Below are 21,170 nucleotides of genomic sequence, written 5' to 3' on the forward strand. Positions count from 1 at the left end.
TCATTCTGCAGCGAACAGACTGTCCGCATCAAAGACGGGTTTGCCCTGCAGAAGGGTCGCCTTCACATCCGTCTCACCGATTTCGCCCACGGGAATGTCGAAGATGTCTCGGTCGAGAACCACGAGATCGGCATATTTCCCGACCTCGAGCGTTCCGGTGCGGTCCTCCTGATTGAGGAGCCGGGCGGGATTGACGGTCATCCACTTAACGGCGGTGCGCACGTCCGGCGCGCCTTCCTTCGGGCGCTCGAGCGCCGCCTGGATCTTGACGAGCGGCGAAAGCTCATCGGCATCGAAGTCGCTGCTCATCACGACGGTTGCGCCGCTCTTTTCCAGGCTCGCCGCCGGCATCATGCGATCGGCGCGCTTGCCGATGAACTGGCGGATGAAGGCGATGTAATCGGGATCGAGCGAGCTCGGCGCCAATTGGAAATCGGCAACGGCCCCGGTGTCGCGAAAGCGGCCGTAGTCCGCCGGGTCGAGAAGATAGAGGTGGGTGAGCCGATGCGGACCCGGCTTCGTGTCCGCCTGATCAATCGCATCGAGGGCCAGTCGCGCGCTGCGGTCGCCCGTCACATGAAAATGCAGTTTGAAGCCGATCTGCGAAAGCGCGCGTGCATAGTCAGTCAGGACCGGCGGTTCGAAATAGAGGAAGCCGGATTCGAAGCCATGATCGATGCCCGGTCCCTTCCGGTAGGGCCGCAGCACAGCACCGGTGCGCTGCTCAAGAATGCCGTCGACGTAGAGTTTCGCCTGGTTGAACTTCAACAGCCGATCCGGATCGTTGCTGTAGAGCTTCGCGAGTTTCTGGACCTGTTCGTCGAAAGGCATGTCCGGGTAGACATAGAGCGCGTTGGAAGCTCGTACCGTCAGAGTTCCGTTTTTCTCGGCGGTCTCCCATGCCTTGACATGCCCCTGCGGCCAGAACCCACCGGCATCGCTGACCGTGGTGATGCCATTCTCGGCAAAGGTCTTCAGCGTCGGCAGCATGCTTTCATAGGCAAACTCTTCGTTCTCGGGCGTATCGGGAAAAGCCAGATTGCGCAGTTTCTGCTGGGCATTCTCCAGCACGATGCCGTTGGGCCGGCCGTCTGGATTGCGCAGGATAATGCCGCCGGGCGGGTTTCCTTCAATCGTGTCATAGCCCACCGCCTCGAGAGCCTTGCTGTTGGCCCAGGCCGCGTGCCCGATGTCATCGAGGATGAGCGCCGGTCGATCGGGCACGAGCTCGTCCAGCACTGCGACCGGGTTATCCGTCTGGTCAAGCAGATGCGGCATGCCCACGCCGGAACCGAGGACCCACTCGCTTTCCGTCTCGGCTTCGCATGCCTCGATCGCCTCTCGGGTCTGCTTCAATGTGGCGAACGGTTCGAATTCGCAGAGGATCTCGTTCACGCCGGCTTCGACGAGGTGAACGTGGGTGTCCTGAAAGCCAGGCAGAACCGCCTTGCCGTCGAGATCGATCACACGCGCATTCGAGCCTGCCTTCGACATCACGTCGGCTTCCTTGCCGACGGCGACGATGACGCCCTTGGCATCGATCGCCAGGGCATCCGCCTCGACCTCGTCCGACGCCATCGTGTGGATTGCGGCGTTGCGAATGACGGTGTTCCCGTCGGCCGCAAGGACCGGCGCCACCGCATACGTTGTCAGGAACGCGACTGCTGCGGCGCCTGCCGCTGTGCCGATTGACGTCTTCATCGTGGTCTCCTGCTCGCGTCAGTCTTGATCAAATTCTTGGCACACATAGGCCAGGGTCACTCGAGCGTCACCCATACGGATTTGCTATGGGTCGAATCCACCAGTGCGTCGAGGCATTTGTCGCGTCCGTGGCCGGAAAGCTTCCATCCGCTCCATGGCTGGCTCATGTCACCGTTCATGTAGCCGTTGATCCAGACCATGCCGCATTCCAGATCGCGCGCGGCCCGATGCGCCGCGCCTAGATTTGTCGTCCAGATCCCTGCCGCAAGTCCGTAGGGATTGTCGTTGGCGAGCGCGACAGCGTGTTCCGGCCCATCATGGGCAATGACGGCGCCGACGGGGCCGAAGACCTCGTTGCGGGCGATCGACATTCCGTTGTCGACCCCGGCAAAGAGTGTCGGCTCCACGAAGGCCGATATCTCGGAAGACTGATCGGACAGACCGCCCAGGATGCAGCGCGCTCCTTCATCCAGGGCCGTCGCGATATGTCCGATGACGCGCTGTTGATGCGTCTTGCTGACCAGCGGGCCCATCGTCGTCGCAGGATCCAGCGGATCTCCCGGGCGGTACCGGGCAAGCGCTTCCTGGCGCAGCAATTCCGTGAACTCCTCTTCCAACTGGCGCGCGACCAGTATCCGCGTGCCCGCCGAACAAACTTCGCCCTGGTTGCCGAACAGGCCATCGGCGACCGTCGCGGCGACTTTCGCCAGATTGTCAACATCCCCAAGGATGATCTGCGGCGATTTTCCGCCAAGTTCGGCCGAGACCGCCTTGAGATTGGAGTCGGCGGCATAGCGGTACATCTGCCTTCCGACAGCGGTCGACCCGGTAAATGCGATCTTGGCGACGTCGTGGGACAGGGCAAGTGCCTTGCCGGCGACCGAGCCCAGGCCGGGGACCACATTGAACACGCCGTCAGGGCCACCCGCCTCCAGAAACAGGCGCCCGAGCATCAACGCGCTCAGGGAGGCGTCTTCTGCGGGCTTGAGCACAACGCTGTTTCCCGCCGCCAGCGCCGGGGCGACCTTCCACACGGCCATCATCAAGGGATAATTCCATGGGGTGATGCAGCCGACGACGCCGAGTGGCTGGCGCAGGATGTAATGCAGCGCGTTGCCGTTGGTCACGGGACAAGTGCCGCCGATCTTGTCGAGCCCCTCGGCCATGAACCTCATGGTCAGGATGCTGGCAGGGATGTCGATGGTGCACATTTCTGAGACGGGCTTTCCCATCTCGAGCGTGTCCAGCACGGCGAGCGTCTCGCGATGTTCGCCGATCAGCTCGGCAAATCTTGTGAGGATACCGACGCGCTGGCGCAGGGGCATTTTGGACCAGACGCCGTCCCTGAAACGCTTGGCGGCAACGTTCGCCGCCAGGTCCACATCGTCCGCGCCCCCACAGGCGATATCGGCGATGTGCTCGCCGGTTGCCGGGTTGACGGAGGCGAGCGTTGCCCCGCTCGCCGCATGGCGGAATTTGCCGTCGATCAGCAGTCGCGTTTCCGGCCTGACGGCGCGTGCGATTGCGTGCCAATTTACATGCGCCTTCATATCCATGGGCTGTCCCCTCGGTGCTCCGTTCGATCAGCCATCCTACGTGCCGTTCGATCGGGCCATCGAGTCCCCCATGCGGGGGACTGGCAGTGCTCGCGCATAAGGGCGATCTGGGAGCGAGCGAGGCAGGGAGGAAGGCGGATGCAGCACCGCATCGACGGCGAACGGCTATGGGCAAGGCTTCTGGCGATGGCGCAGATTGGTCCGATTCCCGGGGACGGCAGTTGCCGACTGACCTTGTCCGATGACGATGAGGCGGGTCGCGCCCTGCTTATCTCCTGGTGCGCGGCGCGGGGTTTCGCCTTGCGGCGCGACGCGATCGGCAATCTGTTCTTCCGTCGGCAGGGACGCGATGCCGACGCTTTACCCGTCCTTGTCGGCAGTCATCTCGACACCCAGCCGACGGGTGGGCGTTTCGACGGCGTTCTCGGCGTCCTGGCGGGGCTTGAAGTTCTCGAGACGCTTGCGGACCTCGACCTTGAGACCGAGCGGCCTGTGGACCTTTGCGTCTGGACCAATGAAGAAGGCAGCCGCTTTCAGCCAGCGATGATGGGGTCGGGCGTGGCCTGTGGCATCCTGCCTTTCGAACAGGCTCTTGCCGCGTGCGATGCAGGCGGAGTCCGTGTCGCCGACGAACTCGTTCGCCACGGCTATGAGCGGGAGCCGGTGCCGGATATCGGCTTGGCCGATTGCTATGTCGAGCTGCACATCGAACAAGGGCCTATCCTTGAAAACAGCGGTAAGACTATCGGCGTCGTGACGGGCGGGCAGGGGATCCGCTGGTATGAAATCTCGCTGCATGGTGAGGAAACCCATGCCGGACCGGTTCCGATGGCGCTGCGGAAAGATCCCGTGCCGATGCTCGCGCGACTGATCGACCTTGTCCATGATATCGGCGGCCGCGATCCGCAGGCGCGGTGCACCATTGGCCAAGTGCGAGCTCTTCCCGGATCCATCAATGTCGTGCCTGGCCGTATAGAGATGACGGTCGACCTGCGGCATCCCGACGAAATCGAGTTGGAAGCAATGCATCATGCACTGATGCGTGGCTGCAGCGACCTGTCGCGCAACTACCCCGCAATAAGGCTGGACGTTGCGCCTCGCTGGCACTCGCCCGTTGTCCGGTTCGACGCGAACCTTGCAAACCTGGTCAGGTCCTGCGCCGAACGTCTCGGCTTTGCCGCGCACGATATGGTGTCCGGGGCGGGCCACGACGCCTTTCATCTGGCACGACGGATGCCGACGGTGATGATCTTCGTTCCCTGCCGTGATGGCATAAGTCACAATCCGCGGGAATACGCCTCTCCCCAGGCCGTTGCGGCCGGGGCGGATGTGCTGCTGTCGGTGGTGCTGGACAGGGCCATGTCGCGCGGATGAACGGCCACCTCCTTGGCAATCCGTCGCTCTCTGGACACCACCGTCGGGTGCGGTACGGCTGAATTCGGAAGCCAAGCGGCCCGAGGACGCGCAGCGGTGCTGCACGCCGGAATGCGCCTGGCTTCAATTTCAGGCGTGCTTGGCCGCAGCCACGAAGGCCGCAATCTTGTCGATGTCCTTGCGAAAGCCGCCTTCCGGAAGCGGGCGGTTCGTGTGCGTGAGCGAGTCGACCGCCCAGGGGCGAACCGCGTCGATCGCAGCGGCGACGTTCTCCGGCTTGAGGCCGCCCGCCAGGATCACCGGTCGTTTGCTGCGTTTAACGATCTCGCGGCTGAGCGACCAGTCATGGGTGACGCCGGCCGCACCAATGCCGCCGATGTGGGCGGCGACGGAATCCAGGATGAAAATGTCCGCGAACGGCTCGAACCTTGCGGCGTGATCGAGTGCCTCGGGGCCCGTCATCGGAATGGCCTGGAGGATCTGCAGGTCGGGATACTTTGCAAGCAGCTTGGTGCGCAACGTTTTGACATGCTCGGCGGTCACGAGTTCGATGTCGCCGCACAGGTGCAGCACGTCGGGTTGCACTGCGTCCACCATCTCGACGATCGCCTCGAGATCACTCTCCACCGACAGCGCCACCCGTTGCGCCTTGCCCTTGAGGGCATCGGTGATCTCTCGCGCCGTGGCGAAGCTGATCTCTCCGGGCAGACCCCGGTTCGAAGGTGTGACGCCGAGATAATCGACGCCGACTTCGGCCGCAGCAAGGGCTTCCGCGACTGTCTGCATGGTGTAGATTTGTGTTTTCAATGCCTTGCTCGTGTTTTGGCTAGATTGACTTCGGGAGGATCGCCTTGACCATGCGCTCCTCGGTGAGTTGAACCCGCTCGGTATTGCGTGCGGCGAAGACGGAATAGAGCGCGTCGACCAATGTCATCTGCGCGATCTGCGCGGCCATCGGCTCGCTGCCCTGCTCATGCGAGACGCTGACCAAAACGACGTCGGCGAGGCGGGCGAGCGGTGAGCTGCTGTTGCCGGTGATACAGAGCGTCGAGGCGCCACGCGACTTGGCTTCCTGCAGCACGAGAACCGGATCGCTGGTAATGCCCGAATAGGAGATGGCGACGACGAGATCGCCCGGCCCGGTCAGCGCCGCATGCATGATCTGCAGCTGGGAATCGACCGGTGCATCGCAGCGCAGACCCAGCCGGATGCAGCGTTGATAAAATGCCTGCGCGACGATGCCGGATCCGCCGACGCCTCCGACCAATATGTGCCTGGCACCGGCCATCAGATCGATTGCTTCGGCCAGGGTCTTTTCATTGAGAACGCCGAGCGTATCGGTCAGGGCCTGGCTGATGGCCCGAAACAATCTGGTGGCAGCCTGCAGGTCGCTTGTCTGCGGCTCGGTCGATATTTCGGCTTGAACGGTGCGCGGTTCCTGAGCCAGCGCCAGCTTGAGATCGGTGAACCCCTCGAAGCCGGCAGTGCGGCACATGCGCAGCACGGTCGTATCGCTGACATCCGTCGCCTGGGCGATTGCCGACATCGACTGGCGGATGGCGCTGTCGCTGTTGTCGAGCATCCAAAGCGCCACGCGCCGTTCGGAATCGGACAATTTCGGCAGCACGCTTCGAAGCCGGCTGCCGGCTGGAATGCTGCTGTTGCCTCGCAAATCATTGATCATTGACGGGGCCCTTTTCGGGTTCGCGGTGCGTCTTGGCGAGGAGGCTAGCATAATCATGTTGTGGTGTCACTATAGACATGACTGATATGATGTGGCATCACTGCATCGACGCGATGAGTTGCGCTGCTCGACTTATGGGAGGATGTCATGGGACTGAAGCGTTTGTTGATTGCTGGTGCGGCCGTGGTGCTGACCGCCTTTCCGGCCGCGGCCGGTGAACTCTCGTTCTGGCACGCCTATGCGGGTCAGCAGGACAAGGTCGATTTCATCAACTTCGCACTGGACGAATTTGCCAAGGCCCATCCCGACATCAAGCTGGATGTGGTTGCGGCCGAGCAGTCGGCCTATAAGACCAAGCTCAACACGGCCATGGCGTCGGGCAATCCGCCTGACGTGTTCTACACGCTGCCCGGCGGCTTCCTGAACGCCTTCGTCAATGGCGGACAGATGTATGCGCTCGACGCGGACCTCGCCAAGGACGGCTGGGGCGACAGCTTCCTTGAAAGCGCGCTGGCGCAGACAAGCAAGGATGGTCATGCCTACGCCGTTCCCGTTGATGTCGACTCCGTCGTCTTCTGGTACGACAAGGCGCTCTTTGCGGAAAACGGCTGGACGGTGCCGTCGAGCTACGATGAGCTTCTGGCATTGGCCGAGACGATCAAGGGCGAGGGCATTGTCCCGTTTGCGCTTGGCAACAAGGACGCCTGGCCCGCGACGTTCTGGTTCCAGTATCTCGAAATGCGCCTCAAGGGATCCGGTGTGGTTTCCTCCTTCGTCAACAAGGATGCCAAAGCCGCGCTCGGCGATGAGGCGACCAAGGCGTTGGAACATGTCGCCGCGCTTTCGAGCAAGGGCTATTTCCCGATCGGCTTCAACGGCATGGGAGACCAGGAAGCCAACATGCTCTTCCTCAACGGCCAGGCGGCGATGATGCTGAACGGCACGTGGCAGATCGGCGCCTCCGCGGATGCGCCTGAAGGCTTCGAGCTCGGCTACTTCGCCTTCCCGACAGTCAAGGACGGGGCTGGTGACCAGTCTGACGTCCTGGCCGGCGTCGCCGCCACATTCGGCATCTCGCAGAAGGCCGAGAACAAGGCCGATGCCGTGACCTTGCTCAAGTTCCTGACGTCGCGCGAGGTGATGACCAAGTATGTCGAGCTTCGAAAGACAATGGTCACTGTGAAGGACGCGACGACCGAGGCGGCCGCAGGCCCTGTCCTGTTCGATATCAGCAGCAAGCTGATGGCTGCTGCGGGCCACCTCGATCCCTTCTATGACACGGCGATGCCGCCGGCTGCGACCAACATCTACTACACATCGCTCCAGGGCGTGCTTGACGGCTCGGTGCCGCCGGCCGATGCGGCCAAGCGTCTCGAGGATGCGCTGCGGGCCGACAAGTAGATCGCCGCCAGCGACATGATCCGCTTGCGCGGCGAGCCGCTCGCCGCGCAAGCCCTCCATGGAGCCCCAGAACGATGAGTACCAGCAAAGGCTTTGCCAGCAGCCACAACAGGGCGGCACTCCTGTTCCTGTCGCCTGCATTCCTGCTCATTGCAGCCTTCGTCGCCTATCCCGTCGTCTATGCCGGTTGGCTCTCGCTTTTCCGTTGGGACGGAGCGTCTGCACCCGTCTTTCAAGGGGCAGGCAATTTCGTCCGCCTGGCCGGCGACCCGATCTTCTGGCGGGCGCTTGGTCGAAACCTTCTCGTCGCGCTTTCGGCGATGGTTTTCCAGGTGTTTCTGGCGCTTTGCATCGCCTACTGCCTAGTGCGCATCGTGCCCGCCTTCAGCCGGATATTCCTGTTCTTCTATCTTGTACCGGTGATGGTCAGCGAGATCTGCATCGGGCTGCTGTGGCGCTTCATGTACAATCCCTATTTCGGCCTGGTGAACGCGGCATTCGGCGCGCTTGGGCTGGACGGCCTGAAGCGCGGTTGGCTCGGCGAATCCGGCACGGCCTTCTCGGCCGTGGTGGTGGTGATGAGCTTCACCTATCTCGGCCTCTACGTTCTGCTTTTCGTGGCCGCGGTGCGGAGTGTGCCCGAAAGCGTCTATGAGGCTGCCGAGATCGACGGGGCCGGCCATTTCACTAAGTTCTTCTCGATCACCATCCCCATGGTCGGAGACGCGGTGCGTGCCAATTCTCTCCTTGCGATCATTGGCTCGCTCAAGACCTTCTCGCTCGTCTTTGTCCTCACCAATGGCGGCCCAAACCATGCAAGCGAGGTGGTTTCCACCTACCTCTACAAGATGGGCTTCGGCAGCTTCGAGATGGGCTACGCCGCAACGATCGGCTTCACGCAGATGCTGCTGACGGCGATCGGCGCCTGGCTCGTCTTCCGGTATCTGAAAAGAGCCGGCGTCGGCGGGAGAACTTGAGCCATGGGTGCCGTTCGCCGCTGGACCGTGACCAACACGGTGGTCCTTGTTCTCCTGACGCTGCATGTGCTGCTGGTGGTGTTCCCGTTCATCTGGATGATCTACAGCACCTTCAAGACCAACAAGGAGTTCATGCGTTCGGTCTGGTCTTTCCCGCGGAGCTTCTCGCTTGACGCCTATGTCGGTGCCTGGAGCGGCGGCGCGCTTGGCGGTTACGCGGTCAATTCGCTACTGATCATGGCAGGAGCGACGATTATCACGGTGGTCGTTGCGACCTTGGCGGGTTATGCGCTAGCGGTTTATCGTCCGCGCTGGATGCCTGCGGTTGAACTCGGCCTGACGGCGGCCATGGCGATACCCGCCTATGTGGCGCTCGTGCCCTTGGTGGTGATGCTTCGTGGCGCCGGACTGCTGGACACGCATATGGGTGTCGTCCTGCCGACCGCCGCATTCAACGTGCCGGTCACGATCTTCATCATGCAGGCCTTCTTCAACACGCTTCCGCGCGAACTTTTCGACGCGGCGCGCATGGATGGTGCTTCCGAGTGGTCGATCTTCGCCCGTGTTGCGCTGCCGATCGCCCGCCCGGCGATGTTCACCGCGGCGATCGTCAACATGATCTGGGTCTGGAACGATTTCCTGTTTCCGGTCGTCTTCATCAACAGTCCGGCGCGCAAGACATTGCCCGTGGGCCTCACGGATTTCGTCGGCGAACACATCACCAATTATCCGGTGATGCTGGCGGCAATCCTGTTCGCCGCCATCGCGCCGCTGGTCCTCTTCATCTTTTTCGAACGCCAGATCACTGCCGCTTTGCTCGGCGGTGCCGTCAAGGAATAGCCGTTAATGACCCGGCTTCAGCCGGGTCCAATGCAGGAGAAGTTTCATGTCGCCTAAAGAGCTCGATTTTGCCAGCCGGGCAGTTTTCTACACGCCGGAGGAGCATTCCCAGTCGATCAGCTACCCGATCTACATGTCGGCGAACTTCCAGTATGGCGGCGACATCTACGACCAGATCGTCGCCGGCGCGCGCAAGGAAGTGAACATCTATTCGCGCTGCGGCAACCCGACGGAATACAAGTTCGAAGAACACATCGCCCAGCTGACGGGCGGAACCGCCTGCCTGGCGACGGCTTCCGGAATGGCTGCGATCTCGCATGCGCTGTTCGGCATCCTGAAGGCGGGAGACCACATCGTTGCCGATCTCACCACCTATTCGAGCACGCACGAGTTCTTCGATCATCGCGCGGCCGATTTCGGGCTGAAGGTCAGCCTTGTCGATTGCACCGATGTGCGGGCGGTCGAGAATGCGTTTACCGATGAGACCAAGGTCCTCTACGTCGAGGCGATCGCCAATCCGACCATGAAGGTGCCGCCACTGAAAGCCCTGGTGGAGCTCGCCCATGCGCGCGGCATCGTCGTGATTTGCGACAACACGTTTGCGTCTCCGGCCGTTTGCCGACCCCACGAGTTCGGTGTCGACGTCGTCGTCGAAAGCGCGACCAAGTTCATCGGCGGCCACAATGATGCGGTCGGCGGGGTGATCACGCTGAAGTCCGACATCCTGCCTGCGGACTGGCTGGAGGATGTGCGCTGGAACACGCTCAACAAGCTCGGCGCACCGCTGTCACCGTTCAATGCCTGGCTGCTGCTGCGTGGGGCGCAGACGCTTGCGCTGCGCCTGGAAAAGCAGTGCGCCAATGCGCTGGCGCTTGCAAGACACCTCGAAGCGCATCCCAAGGTCAAGCGGGTCTTCTATCCGGGGCTACCCTCGCATCCGAACCATGCCTCGGCGAGCGAGCAGTTGCGCGGCGGCGGCGCCATGCTCTCCTTCTGCGTCGAGGACGAGGCTTCGGGTGTGCGGCTCTTAAAGCGGCTGAAGCTCGGCTCGTTCGCGGCAAGCCTCGGCGGACTGCGCACCACGACGCAGATGCCCGCGACCATGGCCTTTCTCGACATTCCCAGCCAGGAGCGCGAGGCAATGGGCGTGGTCGATGGCCTGGTGCGTTTCTCGGTCGGCATCGAACATGTTGACGACATCATCGCCGACGTAGATCAGGCGATAGAACAAATGCACCTCGATCTCTAGGGCTTGTGCAATGGCAGCGATCGTCCTTCTCGGGGATATCAATATCGACCTGGTGCTTGATATCCCCGCCTACCCGCCCGAGGGGGGAGAGGCGATCGCAACCGCCCAGCGGCACATGCTGGGTGGTTCGGCCACCAACACGGCGATCGCGCTTTCGCGCGCCGGCCACGACTGCCGGCTGATCGGCCGGGTGGGGCAAGACGCATGGGGACAGCAGGCGCTGTCGTCGCTCGAGGATATTGGGGTCTCGACGGCGTGGATCGGCCGGGACCCGTCTGAGCCGACGCAAACGAACATCGTGACCGTCGGCAAGAGCGGCGAGCGAACGATGTTTGCCTATCGCGGAGCCAATGCGCACCTATCGCCGGCATTCATTGCCGACGATGTGTTTGGGGATGCGGCGCTCTTCCATCTCTCCGGCTACGCCCTGCTGCAAAGTCCGCAGTCCGACGCGGCGATGAGAGCAATCGAGCTTGCGCAGGAAGGCGGGATCCCCGTCACCCTGGATATTCCCGCCGGCGTTGCCCTGTCGGTTGCGCCGCAGGTGTGCAATCTGCTGCCGAAACTCGACACCATCATGCTGGGCGGGGCCGATCTTGCGCCGCTGGCGGGAGGAGGCTCCGACACGCCTGCCGAAGAGGCGATCAGGTCGCTGTTGCACCAGGGTGTGAAAAGGATCGCCCTCAAGCATGATGCCGCGGGGTCGTCTCTCTACCAAAATGCCGGGGTTGAAAGCGCGCCGTGGTTTTTCGTCGCTGCCGTCGACACGACCGGGGCTGGCGATGCCTTCGCGGCCGGACACATTATCGGGCGGCTGTCCGGATTGCCCGGAGCTGAATGCTGCCGGCTTGCAAATGCGTTCGGGGCCGTTGCGGTGACCCGGCAGGGGGCCGGAACGTCGATGCCCGCGCTGGCGGAGGTTATGGCGCTGATTGGTGCCGACAACGGCAATAGGCCTGAGAAAGCCGGCTTGAGGGAAGAGCTGGAACGACCGTAACGCGTCAAGCCTCAATCCTTGCAGGATTCAAACCGAACATAGGCTGGCAGCACAAAGTACTTCTCTGTTCGCCCGGAAGCGTTCGAAGCGCCCTTGTGGCGGGCAAGATGCGGCTTCTGAAGACGCCGCCAGCGGCGCAGTCGTGAATGCCAGAGAAACAATCAGGCGAAGCTTCCTCGTCGGAAATCGTCCTTGGTCTGATTTGTGTAGGCCATTACTTACATTGCCAAATGTGACGTCATTGGCACCCCCAGCCTGTTGCCGAGCGGACCTTTGCCCGTTCTCGATTGCGTCGGCAGGTTGATCTGAACCTCAGGCAATCTGTGTTTCGACTGAAACCACTGCCTTTGGTCGCTAAACTGCACCAGGATCCGACGCGACTTTGTTGCGTTCAAGTCATTGGAAATATGGGATTTCTCAGAACCAAGAGCCATGTGCGGTGCCGGCGAGCCAACGACTGGCCTAGCCAAAGGGAGTGTTGACCCTTCCCCGTTACGCCAGCAGTTTTTTCGCAAACAAAGGTCATTCCTTGGGAGGGAACATGTCTGGTTCGTGCCGGTCGCTTATGCACTCTGTTGCCATCACCTCGATCGCCTTGCTCTATGGACAGGGGGGAGCGAGGGCCGATGAGAAGCTCTTTATCTACAATTTCTCCGACTATTTCGCGGAGGATACCATTTCGAACTTCGCCAAGCGCACGGGCGTGGATGCCCGTGTCGATTTCTTTGACTCGCTCGAAGTTCTGGAAACGCGCCTGCTGGCAGGGGGAAGCGGATTCGACGTGACCTTTCCAAGCGCGACCGTCGGCGAGCGGCTCATCCAATCGGGTGCGCTGAAGCCGATCGATGCTTCCGGTCTCAAAAACTATAAGAACCTGGACAAGGATCTCCTGAAGCTCGTTGCCGAACATGACCCCGGCAATCAGTACCTCGTCCCGTACATGTGGCTGACGACAGGGATTGCCTACAATCCCAGGCTCGTCGAGGAGCGGGTTGGCGGCGCCCCGACGAACAGCCTGGACATGTTCTTCAAGCCGGAACTGGCGCAAAAGTTCCAGGACTGCGGCATCGGCATCGTCGATGCGCCGAACGAGGTGGTGCCGATCGCCCTGAACTATCTCGGGCTCGATCCCTATTCGACAAAACAGGAAGATCTCGACAAGGCCAAGGACCTGCTCCTCAAGCTGCGCCCGTACATCCGGCACATGCAGAGCGGCCAACTGGTGGCGGACATGGCCTCCGGCCAGCTGTGCCTGGCGATGATGTGGAGCGGGGATGCGGGCGTTGCCGCGGCGCGCGCGGAAGAAGCCAACAACGGCATCGCGGTCGGCTATTCGATCCCGAAGGAGGGCACCATCATCTCCTTCGATACGATGGCCGTCCCTAGCGATGCGCCTGACCCGGAGCAGGCCTTGGCCTTCATCGACTACGTTCTCGAGCCGAAGACCGTCGCCGACATCAGCAATCACGTGTTCTACGCCAATGCCAATGCTGCAGCCACGCCGCTGGTCGACGAGGCGATCCGCACGGACCCGAACGTCTATCCGCCCGCGGAGGTTCGCTCCAAGCTCTTCGTCGACAAGTCGCTGCCCCCGCGCCAGGCCCGCGAGCGCACCCGGGTTTGGACCGCCTTCAGGGCCGGCAACTGAGCGCGCCGACAAGCAGAAGGACATTCGCATTGCAATCCTACGTCTCCATCGAGAGCCTCTCCAAATCCTTCGGCCTCTTCACCGCCGTCGACGACATTTCGATCGGCATCGGGAAGGGGGAATTCTTCTCGCTTCTTGGTCCATCCGGATGCGGCAAGTCGACCCTGCTGCGTATGATCGCCGGCTTCGAAACGCCGACGTCGGGTGTCGTCCGGCTCGACGGGGAAGAGGTCACGGATGTTCCGGCCCATCGCCGGGCAACGAACATGATGTTCCAGTCCTACGCGCTCTTTCCCCATCTGTCGGTGGGCAAGAACATTGCATTTGGGCTGCAGCAGGACCGGCTGGCACGGAGCGAGATCCGGCAGCGCGTCAGCGAGGTGGCCGAAAAGCTGCAACTGACCGCGTTGCTGGATCGAAAGCCGCAGCAGCTGTCCGGGGGGCAACGGCAACGCGTCGCATTGGCGCGGGCACTGGTCAAGCGGCCGAAGGTGCTGTTGCTGGACGAGCCACTCGGCGCGCTCGACAAGAACCTGCGCGCGGAAACCCAGCACGAACTGGTCAGGCTCCAGCGGGAGCTGGGGTTGACGTTCATCATCGTCACCCACGACCAGCATGAGGCCATGACCGTATCGTCGCGCATCGCGATCATGCGGCAGGGCAAGGTGTTGCAGATCGGTTCGCCTGCCGAAGTCTATGAAACACCGGTCTCCCGCTACGTCGCGAAATTCCTGGGCGAGGCGAACGTGTTCGAAGGCGGCACCGCCAGGCGCTCCGGCAACGAGCTGAAAATCGAAAGTGCCGAGGCCGGCGGTTCGGTGCTTGCCACTGCCACGGACCATATTTCGACCAGTGGTCGCTACTGGGTGTCGGTGCGCCCCGAACGAGTGGAACTCAACAAACAGGGCAGCGGTCTCGAGGGCGTTGTCGAACAGTTCAGCTATGCCGGATCCGGGCGGCATTATCGGGTGCGCCTGAAGAGCGGAGCAACGCTGGACGCGCTGCGCGTCAACTTAGGCGCTCAGGACGACCTGTCGGTCGGTGACACTGTGTTTGCGTCATGGATGCCGCAGGCCGCCCGTCTGCTGGCTGACTAGGAGAACGACATGATGCAATCAAAACCTAATCTGGGCCGGCACGCGCTGGTGCTCGTCCCCTATGGCTGGCTGGCGGTCTTCTTTCTCATGCCGTTTCTGCTCGTGCTGGCGATCAGCCTCTCGTCCGTTCGCCTCGGCATGCCACCCTATGAGCCGCTCTATGCATGGCAGGGATCGCTGCTCAGCATTCGCCTCAATCTTGAGAACTTCGTCTTCGTCCTGGGCGAGAATACCTATCTGCTTGCCTATCTCACCAGCTTGAAGGTGGCCGCGATTTCGACGGTGCTGATGCTGGCGATCGCCTATCCACTGGCCTACGGCATCGCAAGTTGCTCGCCTGGGTCGCGCTCCTTCCTCATCTTCCTCGTAATCGTGCCGTTCTGGAGCTCGATGCTGATCCGCGTCTACGCCTGGATGAGCATTCTGCGCAACGACGGGCTCTTGAATTCGCTGCTCCTGCACCTCGGCGTCATTTCCGAACCGCTGCGGATCATGAACACCGAGACCGCGATCTATATCGGCATCGTTTATACCTATCTGCCGTTCATGGTGCTGCCGATCTACGCCAATCTCAGTGCCAGCGACCGCACCCTGATCGAGGCGGCACGCGACCTCGGATGCTCGCGCATGGCGGCGTTCTGGCGCGTCACGTTTCCGCTCAGCCTCAGGGGCGTTGCCGCGGGGTGTGCGCTGGTGTTCATCCCGGTCATCGGCGAGTTCGTCGTGCCCGATCTCTTGGGAGGTGCGGACACTCAGATGATCGGCAGGACGATCTGGATCGAGTTCTTCAACAACCGGGACTGGCCGGTAGCCTCCGCCGTCACCGTGCTGCTTCTCGTCATCTTGGTGATACCGATCGTCCTTTTTCAGACACGTTTGTCTCGAACCTCTACTGCATAATTCCTTAAATCGGAATCGATTTAAGGATAAAATTATGCAGCAAGTTCAAAGTGCTACAGCGTCCTTTGCGCGTCATATTTGACGCGCGGCGCTGTAAGTGAGGAGCGACTATGCCCCAGCCATCCCTGTTCAACCGGCTTTCCATCTTTGCTGGACTTACCTTTCTCTACCTGCCGATCGTGGTTCTGGTCGTCTACAGCTTCAACGCCTCGCGACTGGTCACGGTCTGGGGAGGGTTCTCCGCCCAGTGGTACACGGCTGCGATCAGCAACCAGTCGATGGTCGAGGGGGCGAAGGTCAGTTTTCTCGTGGCGGCGATCTCGGCAACATTCGCGACCGCGCTCGGATCGCTGGCGGCGATCGTGGCTGTGAGAATTCGGCGCTTTCGCGGACATCATATCTTCAACGGCATGCTGGTGGCACCGATGGTGATGCCGGAGGTGGTCATGGGCGTGTCGATGCTGTTGATGTTCGTGACGTTGGGCATCGATCGCGGACCGGTGACGATCACGCTTGCCCACGCCACCTTCACCATGTGTTTTGCGGCAGTGGTGATGCAATCCCGTCTGGCCGAACTCGACCCGTCGCTGGAGGAAGCGGCAAGAGACCTCGGCTGCCCGCCATTCCTGGCGTTCATCAAGGTGGCGGTGCCGAACATGGCTCCGGCTTTCGTGTCAGCCTGGCTGTTGTCGTTCACGCTGTCGCTCGACGATCTTGTGCTATCGAGCTTCACGACAGGTCCAGGCGCCTCGACCCTGCCCATGAAGGTCTATTCGCAGATCAAGTTCGGCGTGACCCCTGAGGTCAATGCCATCTCGACGATCATCCTTGGCGTTGTCGTCTTCGGCCTGGTGACGTCACGCATCGTCTCCAGGCCATCGGCAAAGAGCAATCTTGCCGTATAGGAGCTCGGTCAAGCGGCGGAGCCCATGTCGATGATCAGGCTTCGGTTGCCTGCGACGGACGCCCGTCAGTTGCAGGCAAGCTCGCCCGTCAACTGCCCGCGCTTGGCGAGGTAGCCCAACAGCGGGTCCTCGTAGACGTTTCTGGCCGAAGAAACGGAGTCTATGAACAGCGCGAACAGCGCCGTCTGCGACGTGATATCCAGCTTCGAATAGAGATTACGCCGGTGCAGCTTCACTGTTGCCGGCGAGATGCCGAGCCGCGTCGCAGCCCCTTTGACGGAATAGCCGCGCAGCACGAGTTGGGCGACCTGGCATTCGCGCTCCGTCAGGATGCTGCGGCCGAAATTGCCGATCGCCTGGGCAAGCGCCTTCTGCAACGCGGAGCCCTCGCCATCGAGCGTCTCGGGTCTCAGGTCGCGGAAATGGCGGATGACTGCCGTCCGCAGGATCGGAGCCAGGCTCTCGAGCAACGCCACTTCCTGCTCGCTGAAGGCTATGCTCGACCGCTTGCGGCCGAGGGAGATCGCAATCTTCGAGGCGTCGCCGAGGCTGACGATGAAGTTGAACTCGTCGTGAAGTCCGGAGTGCTGATAGTATTCGCGGTAATACTGGGTTCGATCGAACGATGGCGCGATCTGGCTTAGGCGATAAAGCCCGTCATCCTCGTTCTCGACCGCGAGTTGATAGAACGGATCGAGCCGGTAAGGTCCCTGAAGATAGTGCCGGATGTCGGACAGGCCGCGATGCGTCTGCCAATCGTTGAAGAGTATCTTCGGCGCGCTGTCGCCCCGATAGAGCAGGATCAGCCCTGCATCCACGGAAACATGCTGCTTCAATGCCTCAGTCAAACGCTCCTGGAAATCCATTCGACCGATATTGCCGATCAGTGACATCGCCAGTTCATTGATTGCAGGCGACTGCGTCACCGTGCCTGGCTCGCTCGTCGCGATACTCACATTCATGCCAGCATCCTCCCTCGCGCGAGCGTAGGTCAGTTTCAAAACGGCCGCAAGGGACGGCCGCAGCCTGTTGCTGACGGGGCAAGGATGCTTGCGGCGGTCGCCGATCGCGCGGACCTAGCCCTTTGGAGTATTCCGCTTCCGGCCGCATTGCCGCTTACTCCATGCATCAGGTTCATCGGTTCTGACCTCGGGAGGGAAAGACGTGCGCACCAAGAAAACACGTGTTCTGCTGCACCAGCTTCTGGCTGGCACCATGCTCGCCGCGCTTGCGGCCGGATCATCTTTTACGGTTGCGAATGCGGCCGCCGATCTTATCGCGGTCAATGGCGACGTGCGGACCGTTGACCCCAATGCGCCGCGAGCCGAAGCCTTTGCCGTCGAAGGCGGAAAGTTCGTGGCAGTCGGCACCAGCGCCGAGATCCGGTCGCTCGCCGACGGCAAGACCACCGTGCTCGATCTCGGCGGCAAGACGGTCACGCCCGGCTTCATCGACGGACATACGCATCTGACAAGCGGCACGGACTACGTCACCGGCGTCGATCTCTCCTACATCCCTGACAAGGAAACGTGGCTGAAGAAGATCAAGGAGGCGGATGAACGCCTGCCGCCAGGCGTGTGGATCACCGGGGGCGGCTGGGACTATACGCTGAAGGAGGGCAAGCTTCCGACGAAGGAAGACATCGACGCCGTGGTCAAGGATCGCCCGGTCGTTCTGCGCGATATCGATTTCCACTCGATCTGGGTGAACAGCAAGGCCTTGGAAATCAGCGGCGTCACGGCGAAATCCGAGGTGCCTGCCGGTGGCGAGATCGTCGTCGACCCCAAGACCGGAGAACCGACCGGGATCCTGCTCGAAGGGGCGGGCGATCTCGTCACCAACAAGAAGCCGGCCTATTCCGACAAGGAGCGCGCCGAAGCGCTGCTGCAGACCGTGAAGTTTGCCAACAGCGTCGGCCTGACCGGCGTTCACGACATGTCGTCCATCGCTGCCGCCTACGATTATCTGAAGCTCGTCGAGGACAAGACCCTGTCGTTGCGGGTTTGGTACGGCTTCTTCGAAGACAAGGCCGCAAATATTCCGGCAGCGGCAAAGGATCGTGAAGCCGTCGACAGCCGTGTGGCTGCCAGCGGCGAGACAAAGGTCAAGGGTCCGCTCCTGACGGTCGGCTACGCCAAATCGGTCGTCGACGGGGTGCTTTCGACCCATACCGCCTACCTGCTCGAAAATTACTCGGATCGCACGGGATGGAAGGGGGAGCCCTTCCAGTCGGAAGGGGATCTGAGCGCTCTGATCAAGGCGGCCAACGACAACGGCTTCCCGACTGCCGTTCACGCGATCGGCGATGCCGGCGTCCAGATGACGCTGAACGCATTCGAAAAGGGGCAGTCTCCCGGCAAATACCCCAATCGCGTCGAGCATATCGAGATCATCAATCCCGCCGATATCGAGCGGTTCAAGACGCTCGGCATCGTGGCATCGATGCAGCCGAACCACGCGACCGGCACGATCGGAAAATACATCACCGAACGGGTTGGCCATGAGCGCGAAAGCCATGCCTATGTCTGGAAGTCGATGCTTCAGTACAAGGTTCCGGTCGTATTCGGATCCGACTGGGCGACATCGCCGCTCAGCCCGCTGACCCAGATCAACGATGCCGTTTTCCGCGAAAGTCCGTTCGGGCTCGGCGACGGCCCATGGCATCCCGAGCAGGCCGTCACGTTTGACGAGGCGCTGTTCGCCTACACTCAGGCCGGCGCCAATATGACGCCATGGGCCAATGAGATCGGTTCGATTTCGACCGGTAAATGGGCTGATTTCGTCGTGCTCGACGCCAAGCTTCCCGATCCCGTCGACCGGTCAATCCGAAAGCGGCATGTCGAGGCGACCTATGTCGCCGGAACGGAAGTCTATCGGGCGAAGTAACGGCGACCAACCGCATCCGGCGGGACCGGGTTTTCTCGTGTCCCGCCAACAATTGTCCATGCATTCAGGAGCATAAATGTCCAAGGTCATGAAAATCGATCGCAATGGCGTCGGCCTGCGCGAGCTGGAAAAATGCAGCGTCGTGCCCGTCGAGGCGATCCTGTCGGGTTTTGCCGACGAGATGGGCGATGTCCACTTCGAGAGCGCCGACGGTTCGGTCGTCGTCGGCACATGGCAATCGACGCCCTATGCCGAAATGCTCTCCTACCCCAACGGGGTGGAGTACAGCGTCATCCTTTCAGGCAAAGTCTCGATCACCAACCCGGACGGATCGGTGGAGACGTTTCAAGCCGGCGAAAGCTATCTGCTGCCACAGGGGGTGGAGGTCCGGTTCGAGGTGCTGGAGACGATGCGCAAAGTCTATGTCCTGCACACCGCCAAGACCGACGGGTGACCCATGGCGCACGCAACGCAACGATCGTCGGCGGCGTCGCTTGCCGACGTGAAGATGTCGCCGTTCTGGCTGGATCGGCCGGATGCTCCCGAAGCGCTGCCGCCGCTGACGGCCCATCGAAAGGCTGATCTGCTGATCGTCGGGGGCGGTTTCACCGGCCTCTGGGGCGCGATCCAGGCCAAGCAGGCGCAGCCCGATCTCGATGTGGTGTTGATCGAAAAGAGCAGCGTCGCCAACGGTGCCTCCGGTCGCCCGGGGGGGGTCGTCTCCACGTCGGTGATGCACGGTCTGTCCAATGCAGTGCGCGTGTTCCCCAACGACATCGCCGAGCTGGAGCGACTGGGCAAGGAGAACATGCATGGCTTCATGCAGACCATTTCGGCCCATGGCATCGACTGCCACGCGGAGTGGGGCGGTGAGCTGACCGTCGCGGTGGATGCAGACCATATCGAAGCCCTTCACCGAGAGCACGAACTGCACCTTCAATATGGCCATCAGGCCGTGTTTCTGGATCAAGACGCGGTCCAGGCGCAAATCGGGTCGCCGCGATACAAGGCCGGGATCTGGTCAAAGGATATCAGCGGGACGGTCCATCCCGCCTTGCTTGCCTGGGGGTTGAAGCGAACTGCGCTTTCTCTCGGCGTCGAGATTTTCGAGGGTACCGAGTTGCTGGCGCTCGACGAGGCTGGGGCCAGGATCGAGGTTAAGACGCCGTTCGGCTCGGTAACCGCGCCGAAGGTGCTGCTGGCAACCAACGCGTTTGCCTCCGGCCACCCCGGCATCAAGCGCCGCGTCGTCGCCGTCCGAGATCGTGTGCTCGCCACCGAGCCGTTGTCTGAACAGCAGATGGCGTCGATCGGTTGGAAAAACCGGCAGGGTGTCTACGACACCCGAACCCAGATGAACTATATGCGCCTGACGAAAGACAATCGCATCATCTTCGGGGGAAGACTGGGCTATGCCTTCGCGGGCACGACGTCGCCAGGCGTGGACAGCGATGTCCAGACCTACGAGCCGCTTGCCGCCGCGTTCTTCGACACGTTTCCGCAGTTGCGCGGCCTCCGTTTCACGCACGCCTGGAGCGGCCCGATCGATCTCAGCACACGCATGGCGGTGCATTTCCAGAGATACCACGCAGGCAAGGTCGTTTATGCCGGCGGCTATTCGGGTTTTGGTGTCTCCGCGTCGAGGTTCGGCGCACGCATTGCGCTCGACATTCTCGACGGGTCGAAGACTTCGGAGAGCAGGCTGGATTTTGCCACGCAATTGCCCAACGTCGTGCCGCCGGAACCTTTCCGCTGGCTTGGGGCACAAGTGACGATGTACGCGCTCGATACCGCCGACCGGAAGGGCGGATGGCGCAAGCCGTGGCTCAGGCTGGTCTCGGCAATGGGCTTTCCATTGAGTTGAGCGGCAACAGGCCGAGCGCTTTACAGCGCCGCGCGTCTATTTAGACGCGCAAAGGTCGCTGTAACACTTTGAGTTGGTGCATAAGCTGCCG

18 protein-coding genes are annotated in these 21,170 nt (G+C 61.7%); 13 read left to right on the top strand and 5 right to left on the bottom strand.

Going from position 1 to position 21,170, the window contains the following annotated elements; all coding sequences use genetic code 11:
• Together BC360_RS07595 and BC360_RS07600 are read right to left on the bottom strand one after the other, a co-directional pair.
• Positions 1-1,701, bottom strand: a complete 1,701-nt coding sequence (locus tag BC360_RS07595; protein WP_065794784.1) for an amidohydrolase — start codon at positions 1,699-1,701, stop codon at positions 1-3.
• Between the two features lie 56 nt (positions 1,702-1,757).
• On the bottom strand, positions 1,758-3,257 hold the full coding sequence (locus tag BC360_RS07600; protein WP_065794785.1) for an aldehyde dehydrogenase family protein: 1,500 nt from the start codon (positions 3,255-3,257) through the stop codon (positions 1,758-1,760).
• Positions 3,258-3,395: 138 nt separating this feature from the next.
• Between BC360_RS07600 and BC360_RS07605 the strand changes: the two genes are divergently transcribed.
• The gene (locus BC360_RS07605; RefSeq protein WP_065794786.1) at positions 3,396-4,631 is read left to right on the top strand and encodes a Zn-dependent hydrolase; all 1,236 of its coding nucleotides are present in this window, start codon (positions 3,396-3,398) and stop codon (positions 4,629-4,631) included.
• 129 nt (positions 4,632-4,760) lie between these two features.
• Here BC360_RS07605 and BC360_RS07610 read toward each other — a convergent pair whose 3' ends face one another.
• Together BC360_RS07610 and BC360_RS07615 are read right to left on the bottom strand one after the other, a co-directional pair.
• Positions 4,761-5,438: a phosphoribosylanthranilate isomerase gene (locus BC360_RS07610; RefSeq protein ID WP_065794787.1), complete on the bottom strand. Its 678-nt coding sequence runs from the start codon at positions 5,436-5,438 to the stop codon at positions 4,761-4,763.
• A gap of 19 nt (positions 5,439-5,457) precedes the next feature.
• On the bottom strand, positions 5,458-6,372 hold the full coding sequence (locus tag BC360_RS07615; RefSeq protein ID WP_320416824.1) for a MurR/RpiR family transcriptional regulator: 915 nt from the start codon (positions 6,370-6,372) through the stop codon (positions 5,458-5,460).
• A gap of 90 nt (positions 6,373-6,462) precedes the next feature.
• On the opposite strand from BC360_RS07615, the gene BC360_RS07620 reads away from it, so the two are divergent.
• The 9 genes from BC360_RS07620 to BC360_RS07660 all read left to right on the top strand — a co-directional run bounded on the left by BC360_RS07620 (position 6,463) and on the right by BC360_RS07660 (position 16,329).
• A complete protein-coding gene (locus BC360_RS07620; protein ID WP_139109953.1) occupies positions 6,463-7,716 on the top strand; it encodes an ABC transporter substrate-binding protein in 1,254 nt (417 codons plus the stop codon).
• A gap of 74 nt (positions 7,717-7,790) precedes the next feature.
• Complete coding sequence (locus BC360_RS07625) at positions 7,791-8,693, top strand: carbohydrate ABC transporter permease (RefSeq protein ID WP_065794788.1); 903 nt, start codon at positions 7,791-7,793, stop codon at positions 8,691-8,693.
• Positions 8,694-8,696: 3 nt separating this feature from the next.
• Positions 8,697-9,533, top strand: coding sequence for a carbohydrate ABC transporter permease (locus tag BC360_RS07630; RefSeq protein ID WP_065794789.1), 837 nt, complete (start codon positions 8,697-8,699; stop codon positions 9,531-9,533).
• A 46-nt stretch (positions 9,534-9,579) separates the two neighbouring features.
• Entirely contained in the window at positions 9,580-10,782 is a 1,203-nt protein-coding gene (locus BC360_RS07635) for a trans-sulfuration enzyme family protein (protein ID WP_065794790.1), read from the top strand.
• A gap of 10 nt (positions 10,783-10,792) precedes the next feature.
• Positions 10,793-11,779, top strand: a complete 987-nt coding sequence (locus tag BC360_RS07640; protein ID WP_065794791.1) for a carbohydrate kinase family protein — start codon at positions 10,793-10,795, stop codon at positions 11,777-11,779.
• Between the two features lie 541 nt (positions 11,780-12,320).
• Positions 12,321-13,427, top strand: a complete 1,107-nt coding sequence (locus tag BC360_RS07645; RefSeq protein WP_065794792.1) for a polyamine ABC transporter substrate-binding protein — start codon at positions 12,321-12,323, stop codon at positions 13,425-13,427.
• A gap of 29 nt (positions 13,428-13,456) precedes the next feature.
• A complete protein-coding gene (locus BC360_RS07650; protein WP_244512686.1) occupies positions 13,457-14,524 on the top strand; it encodes an ABC transporter ATP-binding protein in 1,068 nt (355 codons plus the stop codon).
• 9 nt (positions 14,525-14,533) lie between these two features.
• Entirely contained in the window at positions 14,534-15,424 is an 891-nt protein-coding gene (locus BC360_RS07655) for an ABC transporter permease subunit (RefSeq protein ID WP_083222472.1), read from the top strand.
• 110 nt (positions 15,425-15,534) lie between these two features.
• Positions 15,535-16,329, top strand: coding sequence for an ABC transporter permease (locus tag BC360_RS07660; protein ID WP_065794793.1), 795 nt, complete (start codon positions 15,535-15,537; stop codon positions 16,327-16,329).
• A gap of 65 nt (positions 16,330-16,394) precedes the next feature.
• Here BC360_RS07660 and BC360_RS07665 read toward each other — a convergent pair whose 3' ends face one another.
• Positions 16,395-17,291: a helix-turn-helix transcriptional regulator gene (locus tag BC360_RS07665; protein WP_065794794.1), complete on the bottom strand. Its 897-nt coding sequence runs from the start codon at positions 17,289-17,291 to the stop codon at positions 16,395-16,397.
• Between the two features lie 202 nt (positions 17,292-17,493).
• Here BC360_RS07665 and BC360_RS07670 point away from each other — a divergent pair, with 202 nt between their 5' ends.
• The 3 genes from BC360_RS07670 (at position 17,494) to BC360_RS07675 (ending at position 21,079) form a co-directional block, all read left to right on the top strand.
• The gene (locus BC360_RS07670) at positions 17,494-19,215 is read left to right on the top strand and encodes an amidohydrolase (RefSeq protein WP_208858161.1); all 1,722 of its coding nucleotides are present in this window, start codon (positions 17,494-17,496) and stop codon (positions 19,213-19,215) included.
• A gap of 76 nt (positions 19,216-19,291) precedes the next feature.
• Positions 19,292-19,669 carry a cupin domain-containing protein gene (locus BC360_RS30610; RefSeq protein WP_083222473.1) on the top strand — a complete coding sequence of 126 codons (378 nt, stop codon included), beginning with the start codon at positions 19,292-19,294 and terminating at the stop codon, positions 19,667-19,669.
• A 3-nt stretch (positions 19,670-19,672) separates the two neighbouring features.
• On the top strand, positions 19,673-21,079 hold the full coding sequence (locus tag BC360_RS07675; RefSeq protein ID WP_083222474.1) for an NAD(P)/FAD-dependent oxidoreductase: 1,407 nt from the start codon (positions 19,673-19,675) through the stop codon (positions 21,077-21,079).
• Positions 21,080-21,170 lie beyond the last annotated feature (91 nt).

It is taken from the genome of Ensifer sp. LC163, assembly GCF_001695855.1.
Taxonomy (GTDB): Bacteria; Pseudomonadota; Alphaproteobacteria; order Rhizobiales; family Rhizobiaceae; genus Ensifer.